Below are 21,119 nucleotides of genomic sequence, written 5' to 3'. Positions count from 1 at the left end.
TCCTCCTGTCATCATGATTTTTCTCCAAACACCCCGAGCCACGGGTGCCAGCACCATGCCAGGTTGTCGCGGGTGCTGATGCTGATTTCACCAAAGCGATCGCTGACTCTGGCTAACTCCCACTGCTTTTCCTCGGCCAGTTGCAGGTAAAGCGTGGTGTAATCCATCTCTACCCAGAGGCTGACGCCGTCGGCCATGGCCTGTTCCACTGAGCGAATCACATCGATTTTTTTCCAGCCTTCCGGGCCGTCGTCCTGCAACATAAAACGCGTTTTTTCGCTTTCGTCTTCCAACCTCAGCCAGTAGCGTTGCTGCGGGTCTGAGCGGCGAAACGGCGTGTGCCGTTGCAGTTCGCCGTTCCAGTGCAACGACTCGCGCCACCACAGCACAGCCGTTGGTTGTGAAGACGACCCGTTTTTTGGCCCAAACAGTTTTGTTGCCAGCGCCGCATGTTCCAGTGAAATCAACGTGAATGGTTTTTTCAGTACCGGTGGCTGTTGAATTCGTGGCGTAGCGCTGATGTGCTGGTAGTCTTCCGGTTTGAGGATCTCCCGCAGGTCGTGACTGGCAAGCGTTAAGTTATCTTTAGATTCAAAGCCCGGCTGGCAAAACGCCACCGTCTCGCCTTTCAGCGCCAGCACGTTATGGCTTAGCAGATAAAAGTTAGGAGAGGTCGGCACATACTCGTCACGCTGGCGGTGGCGCAGAATACGCCCGGCTAACTGGATAAATGAACGCATCGAGCTGGGTTCGGCGATGGCCCAGTCATAATCGTGGTCACGCCCCACTTCCGCCACTGAGGTGGCCAGCACCACAAACAGGTGATGCTGCTGCGGCTGCTGTTCGATGGCATTACGAATTTCCGCCACCTGCCACAGTGCCTCTGGGTCTTTGCGCATCAGTGCCGCATCCAGCCGCGCTTCGATGTGGGAGCGCATCGCCAGCGGGTGCTGGCTGTGATAAACGCAATAATGCACGCAGTAATCCGGCGGGGAAGGCATCTCCATCAGCGCACGCGCTACTGCCACCAGCGGGTTGATGTTCGCCATGCGAATCAACCCCAGCGACACGGTTTTGCCGCCGGAATGCATCTGGTGATGGTGCTGATGCAGCGCAAACAACCGTGGGTGCAGGGTTTGCGCCACCGCCTGGCACACTGCGCTCGCCTCTCGCGTCGGGCTTGCCACCGATTCAATCTCCGCCCAGCGCAGCCGCTGTTCCTGCTGTTGCAGCTTGTCGATACGCCCGGCGACAAACACCTGATGCTGAGCGGCAAAAGCGTCGGTATCAGCAAGCTGATGGCACTGGCTGTCGAATTCATCAAACCAACCGCAGCAAATACTCAGCGGCGTACCCGGCTCACCGTAAGCCTGCTGCCAGGCTTCGCGCCCTTTCAGGTAGGCTTCGAACAGCGCGCGAATCAACGCCGGTGGCAACGTGGCGGATGACAGTAATACCCGTGAACCGAGCATCCCCGCCCAGTTCACCAGCCGACACAACGCGGGCAGGTCTTCCAGCCCAAAATCATCCGGCTCGTCCAGCACCAAATCCGAGGTGAGTAGCCGCAGCATCGGCGCAATCTGGTGGCCGCCACGCAGGCTTTCGGTCGCGGGCATCAGGTGGTCGATGGTAGTCACCAGCACCGGCGCACTCAGCAGTTGATGCAGCGTCGGCGATTTTTTCAGCCAGGTTTTCAGCCGCCCGTCATCCAGCGAGCCGTCGTAACTGACGTACTGATGCTCGCTAAACAGCGACTCAGCCGATTCGCTGCCGGTTTGCGCCACCTGATTCTCCCGTGCCTCCTGCTGGCGTAGCTCATGCAGTTCCTGCACCGCTTGCGAGCCTATCAACACCGCCAGGTCGTCTTCATCCAACGTCAGGCGCTGGCGCAGGGCATCACCGGTTTGCAGCGTCAGGGTGCGCAGGCCAAGTGCTACCGAAAAGCGGCACCCGACGGATTCGTCTGCCAGCGCGTACATAATGCGGGCATTCGCCAGCGTCTTGCCACGCCCGGTAGAGGCCATATTGACGCCAAAGAAACCGTGGCGGGCCGCCTGCTCACGTATCGCACAAACCTGATCAAATGCTTTATCCTGCCAGCGGAAGCGCGCATCAGTGCTGCGCTGGCGAAAGCCTTTGTGGCGGGTGATAGCTGGCAGCGTATCGCGCAGGTGCGGCAGGCTACGCCCAAGCAGCAACGCATTCTGCGCCACGCCGACGCAGTGTTCATCCAGTTGCTGTTTGAGCTTGCCAGTCTTTCTGTCGGTATTGGCCCACACGGTATAACGCGGGTCTTGCCAGCCGGAGGTGGCATCGGAAGAGGAGTAATGGTGGTCTGCCAGCATCAGCGACAGCCGCGCCAGATGCACCGTCAACCGCTGCTCCAGTTGGCCGAAGGTCATCAACGAGGGTAACTTCAGCGCACGGGTGGCGAACTTGCGCGCCTTTTCACACCAGACGCGGCTTTGCAGCGGCGTGCCATGCGGGAACTGCCACACCTGTTGCCATTCCTGCGCACTGATATCCGGGCGCAGGTGATTAATGGCATTCCAGCAAGGTGACACCTGCCCGGTCAGCCACTGACTCACATCGGCTAAATCAGGGCTGGGATTGTCACTCTTGTCATCCCAGAACATCGGCAAACGGTGGTGAGAAACAATCAGCCAGCCCACCACCTGCGCCAGCGGCGGCAGGCTGTTAAACGGCGAAGGCTTGAGTATTTTCGTATCCTGTTGCAAGCGTGCCAGCAACGCCGCCTCCTCCTCCGGGCGGATAGCGGCCAGCACCGTCAACCAGCCGGTATCGTCCTGCTCGCCGACAAACGCCTGAAACAGCCGCAGCGACACCCACTCGTGGCGAAGCGGCTGGCTACGCGGCCCCTTGCCCCGCAACCCGGCCTGAAACAGTGCATTGGCTTTGCCGATGTCGTGAAACAACCCTGCAATCGCCGCCAGCAGGCTGAAGGCTTCGGCACTGTGCCACGGGTTTTCATCGTGGCTGCGCAGAATATCGCGCTCGGTACGGTTGGTCGGCACGCTGCCTTGCGGGTTGAAACGCCGCAGGTTGCCGACAATCCACAACAGCTCGGTGTGATTGGCGCTACGAATCCAGTGGCAGGCCACGGCGGTGTTGCGCCGCGCGGTTTTACGCAGCAACTGGCGCAGCGTTTTTAACCCCTCTGCGGTGATGGCGGTCTGCCAGGTGCGCTCCCCTTTACGCTCGGCGAACTGGTCCAGCACCCGGCGGGTTTCTACCAGCGCTCGCTTATTGCATTCGGAAATCAGCAGGATGTTCATTGCGCCCCCTGACTCCCGCTTTTCGCCACCTGACTTAATTGCTGCGCCGTCTGTTGCAGGCTGTCGATCATCACATCCAGCGCGTCGGCCTGACGAAACGACGTCAGGCAACGCTGACGGAATTCCTGCTCGTCTTCCCCTTCCATGGCGGCGATAAACGCCTGCGGCAGAATCAGTGCGTCTTTAATCAGGTCCGCCACGTCGAACACCAGCCCGCCGCGCCGGGTTTTGCCGTGCAGCACCGCCAGCCCGTGCGGCAGGCCCAGTACCCACAACGCCACCGCCGCTAACCCATAAGCCAGATAATTGCCGTGGTCGAGAAAACGGTTCGCCAGATCAGTGCCGCCGCCACGTTTAGCGCGGGTAAAATCACCGTAACTCACCGCGTTGGCCGCCAGCCGGTACAGCGCTTTGGTCATCATCGCTTCCTGCACCAATACGTCGTTACTGGTGCGACACGCCGTCAGCCCCTGCTGATAGCGGTTAAGCAGCGCTTCCACATGCTCGGGTTTGATAGCAAAACGCGACTCACGCGCCAGCCGCCCGCCCAGCCAGTGCTGGCGAATCTGGCCGATGCGCACCTGCTGAAAGGTAATTGCAGCCGCCAGCCGTTGTTCTTCGTTAAACCAGAAGCTGACCCAATCCTGCAAATACTCGGTAGGGCGATATTCACTTTGCGGCGACAGCCATGACACCGCCACTTCGGCCTCATTGGCAGCGAACAGCGGCGTTCCCCCGCCACCACAGAACCCGACCATCACCCCGGCACGGGCAAATTCCCGCATCGCCGCCTGCGTGACCGAGGTACCGGTGCCAAGCATCACCACGCTGGTATTAGCAATCGGGATATTCCAGTACAACGACTGATTCCCTTCTTCGGTGACATATTCCACCCGCCCGCCATTCACCAAAATACGGCAATGCTGGAGGTAATAAATATTGGCGCGTTTGGAATGCAGAATGGTTTTTAAATCCGACGGGCTGAATACGTTATCCATAAAACCGTTTCTCTGTGATGGTGATAAAACAACCCTATCCGCGTAATAAAACGCAGACTAATAATTCATTGAAAAACACGTAATACACTGGAAAGTAACGAGAATCAGCCTAGCACAACCCAAACCAGAAAATGAATGACGCCAGAAACACTTTTCCCGCTTTAATACCCTTTTTTTCAGCCGTCTTTTTCGATACTGAAAAATCAATAAGTTACCGACAGCCGAAAAAAAAGGGTCTGACAGCGAAAATCGACAATTGCAGGCTGAAATACAACGGGTTAGAGTCAACGGGCTACAGTTCACTGCCGAGTAGGCAGCTTAGAAATCAGGTTATCCACCTCCAGCCGCAGGTCTTCCGTTCACTGCCGAGTAGGCAGCTTAGAAACCTGAACAGCCACTGGAACGGGACAGTTAACAGTTCACTGCCGAGTAGGCAGCTTAGAAACGGACTATACCGGCCTCGCCGGTAGATTTACGGTTCACTGCCGAGTAGGCAGCTTAGAAATGACAGGTTATTCAGGCAGCATTCCGAACATTGTTCACTGCCGAGTAGGCAGCTTAGAAATGCCGGAGCACTTGCAGCGCTATGTCGCCACCGTTCACTGCCGAGTAGGCAGCTTAGAAAGATACCGTACTGATCAAGCCGGTCTTTTTTGCGTTCACTGCCGGATAGGCAGCTTAGAAAAATAACGAGGGCAAGACGGCACCAGACAGCCTGTTCACTGCCGGATAGGCAGCTTAGAAAATGTTGGCGCGATGCTGTTCCATCCTGTCGGTAGTTCACTGCCGAGTAGGCAGCTTAGAAACAGATAAGCATCGCCAGCGCGGCTTTCAGCAGGTTCACTGCCGGATAGGCAGCTTAGAAAAATCTATTTCTGATAATAGTAGTTATCGGAAAGTTCACTGCCGGATAGGCAGCGCTTGACGGGTTTACTGGCGTTAAAACTACGCTGAGGTGGGCGACTTCGCCGGATGAGCGGCATGGATGCCGTGCAAGCCCATTCCGCGTGGGACAAAAACGCCGGGAGCGTTTTTGAACAGCGTTTACGCTGGCCCGCAGGGCGAGCCCCAGGGATGGGGCGAGTAACCGCGTAATGGGCGGTCCGAACAGCGAAGGCGAACGCCGAAGGCACCGCGTCAGCGGCGTAGTTTAGCCATCAAGCCAGAGGTCAAGGAGAGGTGGCGCTTGCACCTCTCCTTGTCGTGCGTGCGATGATGTGTCAAAGAAGCGACTCGGTTTATCCCGCACGAAACCCTCCACCACACTACCCTATACACTACGCCCTTAATCCAACAGCGCTTTCCCCGCTTCAGGGATATTCAGTCAGAACGACGTCCAATCACTATTGCTACCCGCCGCCGCCGTGGCCCGTCTTTCCGGCAACGCCGGAGATAGCACCGCTGGCTGACGGGCTGGCGGCGTTGTGCCGCTGTTGCCCTGCGTCGTCAGGCGAAACGCGCTGACGGCTTCAGCCAGCAAGGAAGCCTGAGACTGCAACGACAGCGCGGCAGAGGCCGACTCTTCCACCAACGCGGCATTCTGCTGGGTGGTGGTGTCAATCTGCCCGACGGCGATGTTGATTTGGCTCATGCCGTCGCTCTGCTCATGGCTCGCCTGTGAGATCTCGTTGATGATGCTGTTCACATCATTGACGTGGCTGGTCAGGTCAGTCAGGGTGGATTCGGCGTTATCCACCAGATCCATCCCTTCCTGCACTTTGTCGACCGAATCATCAATCAGCTCTTTGATCTCTTTGGCGGCGGTGGCACTGCGTTGCGCCAGAGAACGCACCTCACCCGCGACCACGGCAAACCCACGCCCTTGTTCGCCAGCACGCGCGGCTTCCACCGCCGCGTTCAACGCCAGAATGTTGGTCTGGAAGGCAATACCGTCGATAACGCCGATGATCTCCGCCATGCGCATCGAGGATTCACGAATCCCGCGCATTTTATTGGTGACGGACAACATCACTTCGCCACTGCGGTGCGCGGCGGAGGATGCCAGATTGGCTATCGAGGTGGCCTGATGTGTGTTATCGGCGGTATTTTTGATGGTGGAGACCAGCTCTTCCATTGAAGCCGCCGTTTGTTCCAGCGAACTGGCCTGCTCTTCGGTGCGCGAAGAGAGATCCTGATTACCGGCGGCGATTTGCGACGCGGCGGTGGAAATAGCTTCCGCACCGTCACGCACCTGGCCGACAATCTGGCGCAGGCTGGCATTCATGTGATCCAGTGCCTGCAACAGTAACCCGGTTTCATCTTTACGGCTGGAAGAAATCTGTGCGGTGAGGTCGCCTTGCGAAACGCGGTCTGCCATCAGCAGTGCCTGCTGAATCGGCTGGGTCACGCTGCGGGTTATCGCCATCGCCACCCAAATGCTCAGCAGCACGCCCGCTGCCAAAATCGTCAGCAACACCAGCCGGATATCGTGATACGTGGCGGACATGGCATCCACGGTACTCATCATGGCATTGTCCTGATAATCCACCAGTTGGCGTACCGCATTACGGTATTCCTTCTGTGCCGGATTCAGGTGCTGGTTAAATTCATCCAACGCTTCTTCACGGTTATTGGCTTTCACCAGCGCAACCATTTTTTGTCCCGACTCCAGAAACTGTGCCCGGATACGCCGGATATCGCCAATCAGTTGCTGAGTTTTCGCGTTATTGGATTCATTCGCTTCCCTTTCCAACGCATCCATCAACCGGGTAATTTCCTTTGAAACCGGTGCAATCTGATCGGATACCGCTTTGATACGATCATCGCCCGAAACCAGCAGTAATTGCTGGAAAATTCGCACACCTTCGCTCACATTTTCGATCAGGGTGTTGGCATCAACGGTTTGGGGATAAATCTCTTGTACAATGTCACGTGCATCATCATGAAACGTTGACAGCTTCGCCATCGATAGCATGCCCACAAACACCAGCATGACCGCCAGGACGGCAAAACCGGCTCCGAGCCGATACCCGATTCGCCAATCAGATAAACGCATATTCCGCTCCTCATTCCTTTATTAAGAATACAATGTCATAACTATGACTTTTTCAGAGGCAAACACAGAACTGCGGCTAAAACAGGTATCTCATCCGTTACTGTCATTAATCGTGATAAGAGAAAAGCAACAACCAGGCGAATATCTCAGCCAGTCATCACGATGAAATATTTCTCATCCCCTTTCCGGCGATAAAAAGCATTTCTTTTCCACAGTGAGAAAAACACAAACATAAAAAAAGAGATTTAAAAGTATTCCAAGAACACGGACTCGAGATCATCACTACCTGTCGCCACTGAGTACGCTCTGGTCTGCACCCTGACCCGCTATCGGTTTTTCATTCTATCAACCTTTACAGTTTGATCGATAAAAACATTCAAACAATGACTATAAATAGATTACACCTATTGATTTTTATTTATTGATCGGAAATAGCAACAAAAAAGTAACACAATTGTTAAGAATAAAGCCGAAGGAGAATGCCGGAGAAGCGGTACACGCAACAGCAAGCATCCGGTCAGAAAAAGAGGAAAAGAGACGTCTTCATCTGTAAAAATAACCGATTGCCGACAATGGCCGGATGCATCAATCGCGGTAAATAAATCATGCTGATGCCGCCATGACGACCAGAGTAGCCAGCTGACAACCAATGCAAACCTGACTGATATTAACAAGATTAATTAATAGCACATTAATCAAATGTGTCATCGACGGGGTGGTATTATTGCAGCATACTCTATTAGCATTTATATCCATTATGTTAATTAAAACACAGTTTCTTTTTTATTTTCAATTTTAGCTAAAAATTTTGCGGCCACGTCAGTTGACACTATTTTAATCTTTGACTACTACTTAATTATTAAGGTGAAACGTGTGCCTTCCCTTAACGAAAAAACAAATGAATCGCACATCTTGTGCCACCAGAAATGGTAATAAATGTGGTAACGATAACTAAATGCGAATAAAAAATCTTCTTCGAATAAACCTTTTGCATTTAATGCTATTCATTTCTATTGCCAGTATGTTTATTACACTACTGAACAGCTATTTCACTTTTTATCATGTGCAGAAAAAATTACTTATTGAACAAGCCACTAAAGTCAACTCAAGCTATTCATCCAAATTATCCATCACTGTAGACAATTTCTTCTCTATTTCAGAAGAGCAATTGTCGTATAGCGCCAGGTTGCTCGTCACACATGTCCAGTCAGGCAATCTACAGGCGCTGCAAACCGAATTGCAACGCATTCATCGGTTAAGCCATGCGTTTAACTCCATGGTGGTGGTGACAGAAAATGGGCAAATCATCGCATCGTCACCCACGTCACTGAATTTGACCGGCCTCACCGTCAATTCCCGCCAGCATTTTGCCGCTAATAAAGTGAAACGCTTCTTTATCAGCTCACCCTATACCTCTCTGAGTGGCAATTATATTATTTTTATTTCCCAACCTATTCTGGATGATGCAGGACATTACCTCGGTTATGTCGGTGGTTCGCTTTACCTTAATAACCGGCGCATTCTGAATGAATTCATGAATACACAATTTAGCAATGACAGCTTTAATACTTACGTCATTGATAACGAAGGCACCATTATTTACCACCACGATATTGCGCAAGTCAGTACTAAATTTAATGATCCCACCCTCTTGTCGTCGATTAAAGGCCAGGATAAAGGCAGCTTTATGATGCTAGATGAACAGGGTATTCCCTCACCGGCTGCCTTTATCAGAACGCACAAATCGGGCTGGATTATTATTACCCAGCAATCATTCCACTCCATTGAAGAAGCGCTGAACAATGTCATGCTGAATGTGCTAAAACAAGGCACGCCGCTGGGTGTTGTCAACCTGCTGATGCTCAGCATTCTGGCCTATTACATCGCCAAACCGCTGCGTCAGTTAGCCAAATCAGCCAGTAGCATGGAACAGCTCGGCGTGATTAGTAAAATCCGGGCGGTTAAAGCCTGGTATCAGGAGATAGAACAGCTCAAGCGGGTACTACTGATGGGGACAGTGCTGTTGCACAAGCGTATTGGTCGCCTCAGTTCAGAAGCGCACACCGACCCGCTTTCCGGCATGTTGAACCGGCGAGGTATGCTGGAAAGCATGGAAGAGATCCGGGGTGAATATAAAAAAGTCTCGGTCATCGCCATTGATATCGATCATTTCAAATCGATCAACGACTCTTTTGGGCATGACGTGGGGGACACGGTTATTCGTAAACTGAGCCAGCAAATCCGCAAGAACTTCCGCAAAACCGACCTGGTCTGCCGGATTGGTGGCGAAGAGTTTCTTATTTTGCTGCCCGGCGCTGATATCCATGTCGCGACAGTGATAGCCGAGCGGTTACGCAATAATGTCGCCAACACGGTCTACCTGCCAGGTGCGCACCACCATCAGGTTACCATTTCCATCGGCGTGACCACCTTTAACCCGCAAAAATCCGCGCTGGATATCGCCATTAAAACGGCAGATAACGCGCTGTACAAAGCGAAAAACGGCGGGCGGAATCAGGTGGTGGTGGAATACCTCTCTGACGACATTTCACTGGTGCAACACTAAACGGCTCGGCCTACCGGACCGGGCTACCAACAACACATCTTTACCGGTTATTCCCCCTGCAACGTCACCACCAGCGAGCGGCTGCCGCCGTGGTTACGGTGTTCACACAGGTAAATCCCCTGCCAGGTGCCAACATGCAACCGACCGTTGCGTACCGGTAGCATCAGGCTACTGCCCAACAGGCTGCTCTTCAGGTGCGCAGGCATGTCGTCACTGCCTTCATAGGTATGGCGGTAATAAGGTTCATCTTCTGGCACCAACTGGTTAAAGAAGTTCTCGAAGTCCTGGCGCACGGTGGGGTCGGCATTTTCATTGACTGTCAGCGACGCTGACGTGTGGCAGATAAACACATGCAGCAACCCGACCTTCACCTGACGCAAATCCGTCACCTGCCCCAGCACTTCATCGGTGATCAAATGAAAACCACGCGACCGGGGTTTAAGCCGAATATCGTATTGTTTCCACATTTCATCTCTCCTGTGGTGGTAACCCATCGCCAGAGGATGCCATAAAAAAGCGCGGCACGCCGCGATGAGGCTGTAAACAAACAGGCTATTGTTTTTTATAGGCGAATTTATGCCAGAACGGTAAAAAGTTTCGTGCGTAGTAAAAGTAGTGATTCTTTTGCAACGTCATCGCACGCACGACAAGGAGAGGCTCAAACGCCGCCTCTCATTGACCACTGGCTTGATAGCTAAATATGAACCCTGACGGGCCAGCGCAAGCGCTGTTCGGGCCGCCCGTGACGTGGTTACTCGCCCCATCCATGGGGCTCGCCCTTCGGGCCAGCGTAAACGCTGTTCAAAAACGTTCCCGACGTTTTTGTCCGGCACGGCACGGGCTTTCGCCGCGTATATGCGGCTCACCCGGCGAATCCGCTAGCCTCAGCACAGTTTTGACGCTGGAAAAACCACTTCCGTCAAATTAGGAAGGTTTATCAATAAACTAAACTGATCAACCCCGATCCAGAATCGGTTTCAGGAACCGGGCGGTGTGGGATTGCTCGCACTGGGCTACCGTTTCCGGCGTGCCGGACACCAGAATCTCGCCGCCGCCGCTGCCCCCTTCCGGGCCCAGATCGACTATCCAGTCAGCGGTTTTGATCACATCCAGATTGTGCTCGATCACCACAATGGTGTTGCCCTGATCGCGCAACTGGTGCAAAACCGCCAGCAACTGCTGAATATCGGCAAAATGCAGGCCAGTCGTCGGCTCGTCCAGAATATACAGCGTCTGCCCAGTGCCACGCTTCGACAGCTCACGCGCCAGCTTCACGCGCTGCGCCTCCCCGCCGGACAACGTGGTGGCCGACTGCCCCAAACGGATGTAAGACAAACCGACATCGATCAGGGTTTGCAGCTTACGCGCCAGCGCCGGAATGGCATCAAAGAACTCGCGGGCGTCTTCGATGGTCATTTCCAGCACTTCATGGATGCTCTTGCCCTTGTATTTAATCTCCAGCGTTTCGCGGTTATAGCGTTTGCCTTTGCACTGGTCACAGGGCACATAAATATCCGGCAGGAAGTGCATTTCCACCTTGATAACACCGTCGCCCTGACAGGCTTCGCAACGCCCGCCGCGCACGTTAAAACTAAACCGACCGGGGTTATAGCCGCGGCTGCGCGCTTCCGGTACACCGGCGAATAACTCGCGGATAGGCGTAAACACGCCGGTGTAGGTGGCCGGGTTCGAGCGAGGGGTACGACCGATCGGGCTTTGATCGATGTCGATCACCTTATCGAACTGCTCCAGCCCCTGGATCTCGCGGTACGGTGCCGGTTCGTTCAGTTCACCGCCGTTAAGCTGGCGCTGGGCAATCGGGAACAGCGTATCGTTGATCAGCGTCGATTTACCGGAACCGGACACCCCGGTAATACAGGTGAACAGCCCGACTGGCAGCGTCAGGGTCACGTCTTTGAGGTTGTTGCCGCGCGCACCAATCAGCTTCAGTACTTTAGACGGATCCGCCTGCACACGCTGCGCCGGGATCTCGATTTTGCGCACGCCGCTCAGGAACTGCCCGGTCAGCGATTCCGGCACCGCCATAATCTGCGTGGCCGTGCCTTCGGCAATCACCTGACCGCCGTGTACGCCAGCACCGGGACCGATATCGATAATATGGTCAGCGGCACGGATGGCGTCTTCATCGTGCTCCACCACAATCACCGTGTTACCAAGGTTACGCAGGTGGATCAATGTTTCCAGCAGGCGCTCGTTATCACGCTGATGCAGGCCGATAGACGGTTCGTCCAGCACATACATCACCCCAACCAGACCGGCACCGATTTGGCTCGCCAAACGAATACGCTGCGCTTCGCCGCCCGACAAGGTTTCCGCCGAGCGCGACAGCGACAGGTAATTCAGACCCACGTTAACCAGAAAACGCAGCCGATCGCCGATTTCTTTCAGCACTTTTTCGGCGATTTTCGCCCGTTGGCCGCTCAGCTTGATGTTATGGAAAAACGCCATCGCATGGCCGATGCTCATGTCAGCAATCTGTGGCAGCGTGGTCTGCTCCACGTAAACGTGGCGCGCTTCTTCACGCAAGCGGGTGCCATTACAGCTGGCGCACGGCCGGTTGCTGATGAATTTCGCCAGTTCTTCGCGTACAGCGGTCGATTCCGTCTCTTTGTAGCGGCGCTCCATATTGTTGAGCACCCCTTCGAACGGATGACGGCGCACCGAGGTATCGCCACGATCGTTGATATATTTGAACTCGATATTCTCTTTGCCGGAACCGTACAGAATTACCTTGTGAATCGCCGGGCTGAGGCTATCGAACGGCGCTTCCACATCGAACTCATAGTGCTCCGCCAGTGAGCGCAGCATCTGGAAATAGTAGAAATTACGGCGATCCCAGCCGCGGATCGCGCCGCCTGCCAGCGATAATTCGCCGTTTTGCACCACACGCGCCGGGTCAAAAAACTGCTGTACGCCCAGCCCGTCACACGTTGGGCAGGCACCCGCCGGGTTATTGAATGAAAACAGTCGCGGCTCCAGCTCATGCATGCTGTAACCACACACCGGGCAGGCAAAGTTAGCGGAAAAGAGCAGCTCTGGCGCGTTCGGATCATCCATATCCGCCACCACAGCGGTGCCGCCGGACAACTCCAGCGCGGTTTCGAACGACTCCGCCAAACGCTGCGCCAAATCGCTGCGTACTTTAAAGCGGTCTACCACCACTTCAATGGTGTGCTTTTTCTGGAGTTCCAGTTTCGGCGGGTCTGACAGGTCGCACACTTCACCGTCGATACGCGCGCGGATGTAGCCCTGCGTCGCCAGGTTCTCCAGCGTCTTGGTGTGCTCGCCTTTACGTTCTTTCACGATAGGTGCCAGCAGCATCAATCGCTTGCCTTCCGGCTGTGACAAGACGTTGTCCACCATCTGGCTGACGGTCTGGGCATCCAGCGGAATATCGTGTTCCGGGCAGCGTGGCTCACCGACTCGGGCAAACAACAAACGCAGGTAATCGTGGATTTCAGTGATGGTGCCGACGGTAGAACGCGGGTTATGTGACGTAGATTTCTGTTCGATGGAAATGGCGGGCGACAGCCCTTCGATGTGGTCCACATCCGGCTTTTCCATCAATGACAGGAACTGGCGCGCGTAAGCCGATAGCGACTCCACATAACGACGTTGCCCTTCGGCATACAGCGTATCGAACGCCAGCGAGGATTTGCCCGAACCGGATAACCCCGTCACGACGATAAGCTTATCACGCGGAATAATCAGGTTGATGTTCTTCAGGTTATGGGTACGGGCACCACGAATCTCAATCTTATCCATGCACACTTTTCCCGCAGTAGACGCTGTTCTTTTTATCCTTTACCTAAGAAAGGAAACCAGTAGAAACGGCCGATTATGGCACAAACAAAACTGAATGGATATCCAGTATCTGATGGCAATTTCTGCAACGGTGGAAAAAAGAATGCGGTTCGCCTCGCGGGTATTATCTGACTCAATGGCGTGATATAGTTTTTCGTTTAAAATTTATAGATGTGATTGTTCAGGAGACACCAACATGGCCAGCAGAGGCGTTAACAAAGTGATTCTTATCGGGAATCTGGGTCAGGACCCGGAAGTCCGTTACATGCCGAATGGCGGCGCAGTCGCTAACCTGACTCTGGCCACGTCGGACAGCTGGCGCGACAAGCAGACCGGCGAGCAGAAAGAGCGTACAGAGTGGCACCGCGTCGCACTCTACGGCAAGCTGGCGGAAATCGCCGGTGAGTACCTGCGCAAAGGCTCTCAGGTGTATATCGAAGGTCAGTTGCGTACCCGCAAATGGCAGGATCAGAGCGGCCAGGATCGCTACACCACTGAAGTGGTGGTCGATATCTCCGGCAGCATGCAAATGCTGGGCGGCCGCACCGGCGGCGGCGCACCTGCTGCTGGTGGCAACATGGGCGGCAATATGGGTGGAGGTAACGCGCCACAAGGTGGTTGGGGTCAACCGCAACAGCCGCAGCAAGCCAACCAGTTCAGCGGTGGCGGTCAATCCCGTCCGCAGCAAAGCGCGCCGATGCCGGGCAACGAACCGCCGATGGATTTTGACGACGACATTCCGTTCTGATAAGCGTCATCAATGCCGGGGCCAACACAGGTTCCGGTATTATCCCCTTACAACGCGCCCTGCCTTTGCAGGGCGTTCGTTTATATCGCTATTCCCCTGCATTCAGCGCATCGCCGATGGCGTAATAATGCCCACCCGCCACGTGATGCAGGCTACGCCATGTCGGGTCGGCCTTCTCAAAATGCCAGTGACCGTCACTGAAGACTCGTGAATCCGCCCAGGCAGCGATGACCTCACCGATAAAAAGGTCGTAGGTTTGCTGATTGTGAGCTTCAGGGATCAGCTTGCACAGCAGCCACGCTGCACAACCGGCCACCAACGGCACATCTGATTCGCTGGTGCGAAACAGTTCCACCTGGCAGTGCGCCAGTTTATCCGGGTTATCCCGCAGGCTGATATTCCCGACCCGGTTGGTTAATTGCAGTTGTGCCACTGTCGGCACCTGAATAGCGAAATAGCCGCTGTTTTCCAGCAGCTCGCGTGTTTTGGTCGCTTTATCCAGCACGACAGTCAGCTTAGGTGGTGCAAAATCCAGCCCACAGCACCAGGCCGCCGCCATCACATCCTCAACCCCGTTATGGCAGGCCGACACCAACACCGTCGGCCCGTGGTTAACCAGCCGATAGGCTTTTGCCAGCTCAACCGGTGAAATTGCGCTATTCATGTTTAACTCCTGCGTTATACATAGTGTTCTGGCATACATAGTGTCCTGACACTTACACCAAATGTTCAGAGCTCACGGTTCGCACACCCGCAACGGGGTTCAACGCCGCGTCCAGTAACGCATCGGCAATCCGCTGTGCAGGGTTTATGTGCAAAGCCCGTGGCAGCACCGGATGCAATACACGCAATACCTGTTGTGCCGCCCATTCACCGGGCCGCCGTGCGTGTCGCTCACCGCCAATCAGCCCTGGGCGCACCAGCGTCAGTGAGGCAAAACCCACCCCAGCCAGATCACGCTCCACGTCACCTTTCACCCGGTTGTAGAAAAACCGCGACGTAACGCTCGCCCCTCTGGCTGAATTCAGCACGTAGGTCGGCGTGCCGTGGTGCTTAGCCAGACGTGCAACCGCCAGTGGGTAGTCATGATCAACCCGGTAGAACGCCGCCTGGCTCCCTGCCGTTTTAATGGTGGTGCCCAGCGTGCAGATAACGGCATCGGCCTGCCACCAGTCAGCATCTTGCGGCAAGTGTTCAAAACTCACCTGCGGTGCCAGCAGTTTGTCGTGAGCAGGTAATTCACGCCGTACCGGTGCCGTCACCTGCGTAATACGCGACTCTGCCAGTGCTTTTAATAGCACCTGATGGCCGACTAACCCGGTTGCGCCTACAAGTAGTAGTTTCATGCGTATCTCCCTGTTTGGCTGTGTCTATTTTCCGTTATGGCACAGCAGCGAAGGACTTCATTGTACTCGCATCACTTTACCTGAGTATTCCGTGGTACTGACCAAGTTTACTACCGATTTTTACGTACTCTTTATGGGGAAGACGTTATGGGGAAAAAGCCTTTCTGGCGATACCACAGAGGAGAAGACCATGCCTGTAGAAATTCAAGAGAACGAGGTAAAAACGGCAACTGCCGCAGAGGGAATACACTACCCTGCTTTGTCCAGCTGTATGTCTATCACCTGTATTTTGAGTAATGGCAGTAAAGTCGGTGCCCACGCATTTCAATTTGGTGACTATGGCATAACATTGATCAATCGAATGAAGGCACTGGTTGGTAACAATGCGGTCGTTGCCGTCAAAGCCAAAGGCCATGGGGGCTGTTGGGGAAAAGCGCTGGAATCTCAGGCGGAATTGGCCCCAATCGCAGTTCAGCAATGGAAAAATGCCAATCCCACGATCGCCAGAGATCCAACGACCCTGGAGCTAACACCTTATCTGCAATCCCTGTTTATTACCGCTGATCCGGTGGCATTTACACACTGGCTCAATGCCCAATTCAACATCCAAAACGCAACCTTCACCGATATGGACGATGATGGGGATGTCAATGTCGACGCCAACGGCAACTTTTTCTGATTGCCTGACGTACGCAATTACAGATCACGACTCAACATAGTTTATCCAATCGCAATCGCTAAACAGTAAGGCGGAATGACGCATTACCATTCCGCTGTTTTGACTCATGGCTCACGCACTCGACAATAAGAATACGTTTTCACTACAAAACCCATCGGTAATACACGTGTACGACTTACAGCCACCTCATTTATAGCGAGATCTAAAGCAGATAATTAATAAAGGAACCCCCATGATCCACGCCTCTATCCATTACCTGACCCGGCAATTAAATCAATACCTAAAAAATACTCTGAACCTGCACGATGACGTTGTGGTTATTGCGAACCCGGCTGATGACGACGGTAAGATGTTTCCACTCACGAAAAATAAACTGGTGGTGTTTTTATCGAATATTGAAAAAGAAACCGTGACGTATCGGAATAATGCCGCTAATCCTGGGAATCGTTTTGCTGTTAGTACGCCGCCGTTATTTGTACGAATTTCGCTGGTGGTGGCAGCAAATTTTAGCGGTGCGCAATACGCGGAAGGATTACAAATGATCGCCCATGCGATGGCGTTCTTTCATAAAAATGCCCTGCTTAACCGTTATAACGCCCCAGATATGAATGAGGCAATTGAGCAACTATTACTGGAAATGGACAGCCTGCCACGCCATGAGCTCAGCACGATGTGGACGATGTTAGGCAGCCGTTATTTACCGTCTGCGGTATACCGTGTGCGGGTAAAAATTGCTGATAGCCAGGCGATTCAGTCGCAGACCGAACGTGTCAGACAATTGCCTGCCACCGTGACTAAGGGCACAACGTCATGAGCGATTACGACGTGTTATTTCAATTGCGTATCGAACATGAATTTTTTGCCGGCTGTACCAGCCTGCCGTTTTATGGCGAATGGCTGCCGGGTAGCCAACAGGCGGCGACAAGCATCGGGCTGTTGACCAAACCGCAGGCTGACGGGGTACTGGTGCTGGCGGATAGAACCCATCCCGCCCTTCAGGCGGTGGAACACGTCACGCTGCGGTGGTGGTTTAACAGCCGGGAGCCGAATTTTTTCAGCTACACCGACACCAGTGCGACCGACACCAGCGGGCTGGTGGAACCGAAGACGCCGTACTTTGGTTACACACTGAACGGCGCAGAACCCGGCGAGGTGCGTCTGGAAACGCGCAGCGACAGGCTTGCTGAGGCATCGAACAGTTTGCCCTCAGCCAAAAGGCGAATCTGGCAGGTGGATATTGAGATCAATGCAACGGCGATAACGGCATTTCTCCACCGGCGAACAGCACCGGTCTTTATTATGCCGTTTCGCTGCCAACGGCGGCGCTGGAAATATCTGTTCACCGCGCCGTATGTTAATACGAATACGCGTATTCGGGATAACCGCCAGAATAATCAGTTTGATTATCTGGGGGAAGAAATACTGGCTAATGGCCAACGGGCACAGGCGTTTATTTCTCATGAGCCATTAAAAATACAAAAAAAGTCAGACTATTATTTTCAGCTTTATCAGGACAACACCGTATTGATTGAACGATTACCGGTCGCCATGCCACAGCATCAATGTCGATTGCAAACGGATAAGTCATTCGATGTTGTCTCAGAAATCATTGTTAACTGACATAACGATAAAGACAGGGCAATAAAAAAATAACGCAATAAAAAATAGCGATACCGCCATACCGGCGCAGGTACCTTTTATTCTCGGCATCGAAAGGGCGCGGGGTGGTTATCTCTCTCAATCAGAAGGAATCACACTATGGGCGTGATGAAAACCCCAGGCGTTTATATTGTTGAAAAGAACGCTTTCCCCAATTCCGTTGTTGAAGTCGCCACGGCGGTACCGGCTTTTATTGGTTATACCGAAAAGGCGGAAAATGGCGGCGTATCTCTGCGTAATAAAGCGTGGCGAATTACCTCGATGTCGGATTTTCGCCATTATTTTGGCGGCGCGCCGCTGCATAAATTCGATATCGTCGAAAAAACCGATCAAATACCGGGGGATGCCGCCTTCAGTCAGGCCGGTAAGGCCTATACCCTGACCCTGGCGAATACCCGCTACCTGCTGTACTACAGCATGCTGTTCTTTTTCCAGAATGGCGGTGGCCCCTGCTACATCATCTCGGTGGGGAGCTATCAAGACGCCATTGATGCTGATGCACTGAAAAACGGCATCACACCACTGCTCAAAGAGCCGGAACCCACCATGGTGCTGACCCCGGAAGCGGTATGTCTGAAAGAAGACGACTGCATCAACGTGCAGCAGGCGGTGTTGGCCCACTGCGGCGGTACCATGAAGAACCGCATCGCCATTCTTGATGTCTGGGAAGGGTATAAAGACCGACAAGACCCGAGCGGCGACTGTATCGCCAACTTCCGTTCCAAACTGGGCATCAACTACCTGGATTACGCCACCGCGTACTACCCGTGGCTGAACACCTCAATCATTCAGGACAGCGACATCAGTTTCGCCAACGTCAACAACCCGGACATTCTGATTACCGTGTTGAACGCGGAAATCGCCTCCGCGTTCAAAGAACTGGACGCACTGAGCGCTGAGCAGTTAAACAGCGGTGGCAACAAGCTCAAAGCGGCCAAAAAGCAACAGATGCTGGACGAAGTCGCCAAACTGACGGTGGAACAGAGCGAAGCAGAAAAAACCTTGCTGCACAAAATCCTGTTCTCTATCAGCCCCATTTACAAAAGCGTGCTGGAAAACATCCGGCGTCAGCAAAACCTGCTGCCACCCGCCGCGTCGATGGCGGGGATCTACACCATGGTGGATAACGCCCGTGGCGTGTGGAAAGCCCCGGCCAACGTCAGCCTGAACGCGGTGGTGTCACCCAGCGTGAATATCAGTGCCGACGAGCAGGAAGACCTGAACGTCACCACCCAGGGGAAATCGATCAACGCGCTGCGTACCTTTACCGGCGAAGGCACGCTGGTGTGGGGCGCGCGCACGCTGGACGGCAACAGCCTCGACTGGCGCTACGTCAACGTGCGCCGGACCATGATCATGCTGGAGGAGTCTATCAAACAGGCGGCCAAAGCCTACGTGTTCGAACCTAACACCGCCAATACCTGGGTTTCGATGGAAAGCATGATTGAAAACTTTCTGTTCGGCATCTGGAAGCGCGGCGGGCTGGCGGGAGCCTCACCGGAAGACGCCTACAGCGTGGATGTCGGTCTTGGCAAGACCATGACGCCGCAGGACATTTTGGAAGGGATCCTGCGTATCACCGTGCTGGTAGCCATCAGCCGTCCGGCCGAGTTTATCGAAATCACCTTCCAGCAGCAGATGCAGAAATCCTGACGCTGACGGTATGACGTTTTAGCGACTGTAGGTTTTTGACAACCATAGGTTTTTGACGAATTAGGTTTTATCACCCTCTTCAAGGAGAACACCCATGGCAGATGACGGTTCCGCTCAGTCAAGCACCGTATGGCCGATGCCCAAATTTCACTTTGAAGTGAAATGGGACGGCGGCGCGGGCGCCAGCATGGTGGCGTCGTTTCAGGAAATTACCGGCCTGGATATCGAAGCCCAGATTATTGAATACCGCGCGGGCAACAGCCCGGTATTTTCCACCATCAAAATGCCCGGAATTATCAAGTCCGGCAATGTGACGCTGAAAAAAGGCATTTTCGTCAAAGATAACAACTTTTACGACTGGTTCTCGAAAATCAAGATGAACACCATTGCCCGCACCGCCGTCACCATCAACCTGCTCGATGAAAGCGGCAGCCCGGCCATGACGTGGAAGCTCAAAAACGCCTGGCCGACCAAAATCAGCGGGACGGATTTGAAATCAGACGGCAATGAAGTGGCGGTTGAAACCATCGAACTGGCGCACGAAGGGCTGGAAGTCTCGGTGTAATCGCCGGTTCACGGCGTGAGAACGGTTAATGCAGCAGATTAGCGCTGCATTAACCCGGTCATCAGGCTCATCTGGCGTAGCCACTAACCAGACCCGGTAATGCTGATGCAAAAACCATCATCCAGCAGTGAATGGCCGCTACCCGCGTTTTATTTCAGCGTGAATATCGACAACAGCGGCGACGATCAGGCGTTTCAGGAAGTGTCCGGTATTGAGACACGTATTGAAACCGAACCCTTCCGCGAGGGCGGCAATAACAACCTGTATCACCTGCCGGTGGCGGTGAAACACGGGCCGCTCACGCTGCGTCGGGGCCTCGGTTCGGCCAGTTCGCCGCTGGTGCGCTGGTGTAAGCGTTGCTTTGAAGGGCAATTGAATGGCCCGCTGGAAACCAAAGAGGTCAGCGTCAGCCTGCTGAACGAACAGGGCGACCCGTTGCGGGTATGGCTGTTTTATAACGCCTACCCCATCAGTTGGCGGGTCGATCGTTTCCACGCCACCGGTAATGAGGTGGCGATTGAAGAGATTGTGCTGTGTTTTAGTCGTTCGACACGCAAGCAGTAACCGCAGAAGGAGACACCATCATGGCGATAGAAGTGCGACAACTGACGATTTACTCACGGGTTATCCAGCCAAATGACCCGGATGTTCCGCGGCAGGACACAGGCAGCCTCGACAGCGACACAGACAACACGGCGGACAACCGTGGGCAAGATGCCTCACACAGCGCACCCGTAGGCACGCAGGTACTGCATCACCTGAACAGCGGGCCGCGGGAACGCTAACCGG

The 21,119-nt window shown here is 54.0% G+C and carries 16 protein-coding genes and 1 CRISPR repeat array; of the genes, 9 read left to right on the top strand and 7 right to left on the bottom strand.

Going from position 1 to position 21,119, the window contains the following annotated elements; all coding sequences use genetic code 11:
• Window positions 1–11: 11 nt before the first annotated feature.
• The 3 genes from cas3f to FGI04_RS01300 form a co-directional block, all read right to left on the bottom strand.
• Window positions 12–3,296 (bottom strand): type I-F CRISPR-associated helicase Cas3f, encoded by a 3,285-nt coding sequence (gene cas3f, locus FGI04_RS01310; RefSeq protein WP_407274017.1) that lies wholly within the window; start codon window positions 3,294–3,296, stop codon window positions 12–14.
• Window positions 3,293–4,294 carry a type I-F CRISPR-associated endonuclease Cas1f gene (gene cas1f / locus FGI04_RS01305; RefSeq protein WP_407337295.1) on the bottom strand — a complete coding sequence of 334 codons (1,002 nt, stop codon included), beginning with the start codon at window positions 4,292–4,294 and terminating at the stop codon, window positions 3,293–3,295. Before cas1f ends, cas3f begins: the two co-directional genes overlap by 4 nt.
• Before the next feature lie 297 nt (window positions 4,295–4,591).
• Window positions 4,592–5,160: a CRISPR direct-repeat array (repeat unit 28 nt; unit sequence GTTCACTGCCGAGTAGGCAGCTTAGAAA).
• Window positions 5,161–5,618: 458 nt separating this feature from the next.
• Entirely contained in the window at window positions 5,619–7,289 is a 1,671-nt protein-coding gene (locus tag FGI04_RS01300; protein WP_342699846.1) for a methyl-accepting chemotaxis protein, read from the bottom strand.
• A gap of 997 nt (window positions 7,290–8,286) precedes the next feature.
• On the opposite strand from FGI04_RS01300, the gene FGI04_RS01295 reads away from it, so the two are divergent.
• Window positions 8,287–9,855 (top strand): sensor domain-containing diguanylate cyclase, encoded by a 1,569-nt coding sequence (locus tag FGI04_RS01295; RefSeq protein WP_407274019.1) that lies wholly within the window; start codon window positions 8,287–8,289, stop codon window positions 9,853–9,855.
• Between the two features lie 47 nt (window positions 9,856–9,902).
• Here FGI04_RS01295 and FGI04_RS01290 read toward each other — a convergent pair whose 3' ends face one another.
• Entirely contained in the window at window positions 9,903–10,322 is a 420-nt protein-coding gene (locus tag FGI04_RS01290) for a secondary thiamine-phosphate synthase enzyme YjbQ (RefSeq protein ID WP_012886082.1), read from the bottom strand.
• A 487-nt stretch (window positions 10,323–10,809) separates the two neighbouring features.
• Window positions 10,810–13,641 carry an excinuclease ABC subunit UvrA gene (uvrA, locus tag FGI04_RS01285; RefSeq protein WP_342699849.1) on the bottom strand — a complete coding sequence of 944 codons (2,832 nt, stop codon included), beginning with the start codon at window positions 13,639–13,641 and terminating at the stop codon, window positions 10,810–10,812.
• 235 nt (window positions 13,642–13,876) lie between these two features.
• Between uvrA and FGI04_RS01280 the strand changes: the two genes are divergently transcribed.
• Window positions 13,877–14,428, top strand: coding sequence for a single-stranded DNA-binding protein (locus FGI04_RS01280; RefSeq protein ID WP_153508214.1), 552 nt, complete (start codon window positions 13,877–13,879; stop codon window positions 14,426–14,428).
• Window positions 14,429–14,516: 88 nt separating this feature from the next.
• On the opposite strand, the gene FGI04_RS01275 is transcribed toward FGI04_RS01280, so the two are convergent.
• A complete protein-coding gene (locus tag FGI04_RS01275) occupies window positions 14,517–15,092 on the bottom strand; it encodes a flavin reductase family protein (RefSeq protein ID WP_407337294.1) in 576 nt (191 codons plus the stop codon).
• A gap of 52 nt (window positions 15,093–15,144) precedes the next feature.
• The gene (locus FGI04_RS01270) at window positions 15,145–15,774 is read right to left on the bottom strand and encodes a Rossmann-fold NAD(P)-binding domain-containing protein (protein WP_342699851.1); all 630 of its coding nucleotides are present in this window, start codon (window positions 15,772–15,774) and stop codon (window positions 15,145–15,147) included.
• Between FGI04_RS01270 and FGI04_RS01265 the strand changes: the two genes are divergently transcribed.
• From FGI04_RS01265 to FGI04_RS01235, 7 genes are all read left to right on the top strand, one after another.
• Entirely contained in the window at window positions 15,773–16,453 is a 681-nt protein-coding gene (locus FGI04_RS01265) for a hypothetical protein (RefSeq protein ID WP_407337293.1), read from the top strand. The two genes, FGI04_RS01270 and FGI04_RS01265, sit on opposite strands and share 2 nt — an antisense overlap.
• 232 nt (window positions 16,454–16,685) lie before the next feature.
• Window positions 16,686–17,267 carry a contractile injection system cap protein gene (locus FGI04_RS01260; protein ID WP_407274024.1) on the top strand — a complete coding sequence of 194 codons (582 nt, stop codon included), beginning with the start codon at window positions 16,686–16,688 and terminating at the stop codon, window positions 17,265–17,267.
• Window positions 17,264–18,073 (top strand): hypothetical protein, encoded by an 810-nt coding sequence (locus tag FGI04_RS01255; RefSeq protein WP_407337292.1) that lies wholly within the window; start codon window positions 17,264–17,266, stop codon window positions 18,071–18,073. Before FGI04_RS01260 ends, FGI04_RS01255 begins: the two co-directional genes overlap by 4 nt.
• A 138-nt stretch (window positions 18,074–18,211) precedes the next feature.
• The gene (locus FGI04_RS01250; protein ID WP_016940536.1) at window positions 18,212–19,765 is read left to right on the top strand and encodes a contractile injection system sheath protein; all 1,554 of its coding nucleotides are present in this window, start codon (window positions 18,212–18,214) and stop codon (window positions 19,763–19,765) included.
• Window positions 19,766–19,859: 94 nt separating this feature from the next.
• Window positions 19,860–20,330 (top strand): phage tail protein, encoded by a 471-nt coding sequence (locus FGI04_RS01245; RefSeq protein WP_038905586.1) that lies wholly within the window; start codon window positions 19,860–19,862, stop codon window positions 20,328–20,330.
• A gap of 105 nt (window positions 20,331–20,435) precedes the next feature.
• On the top strand, window positions 20,436–20,894 hold the full coding sequence (locus tag FGI04_RS01240) for a phage tail protein (RefSeq protein WP_226092516.1): 459 nt from the start codon (window positions 20,436–20,438) through the stop codon (window positions 20,892–20,894).
• Window positions 20,895–20,914: 20 nt separating this feature from the next.
• Window positions 20,915–21,115 (top strand): hypothetical protein, encoded by a 201-nt coding sequence (locus tag FGI04_RS01235; RefSeq protein WP_407337291.1) that lies wholly within the window; start codon window positions 20,915–20,917, stop codon window positions 21,113–21,115.
• The last annotated feature ends 4 nt before the right edge of the window (window positions 21,116–21,119 follow it).

This window comes from Dickeya ananatis (assembly GCF_019464615.1).
Classification (GTDB): domain Bacteria; phylum Pseudomonadota; class Gammaproteobacteria; order Enterobacterales; family Enterobacteriaceae; genus Dickeya; species Dickeya oryzae.
This window is presented reverse-complemented; position numbering and strand designations above follow the sequence as displayed.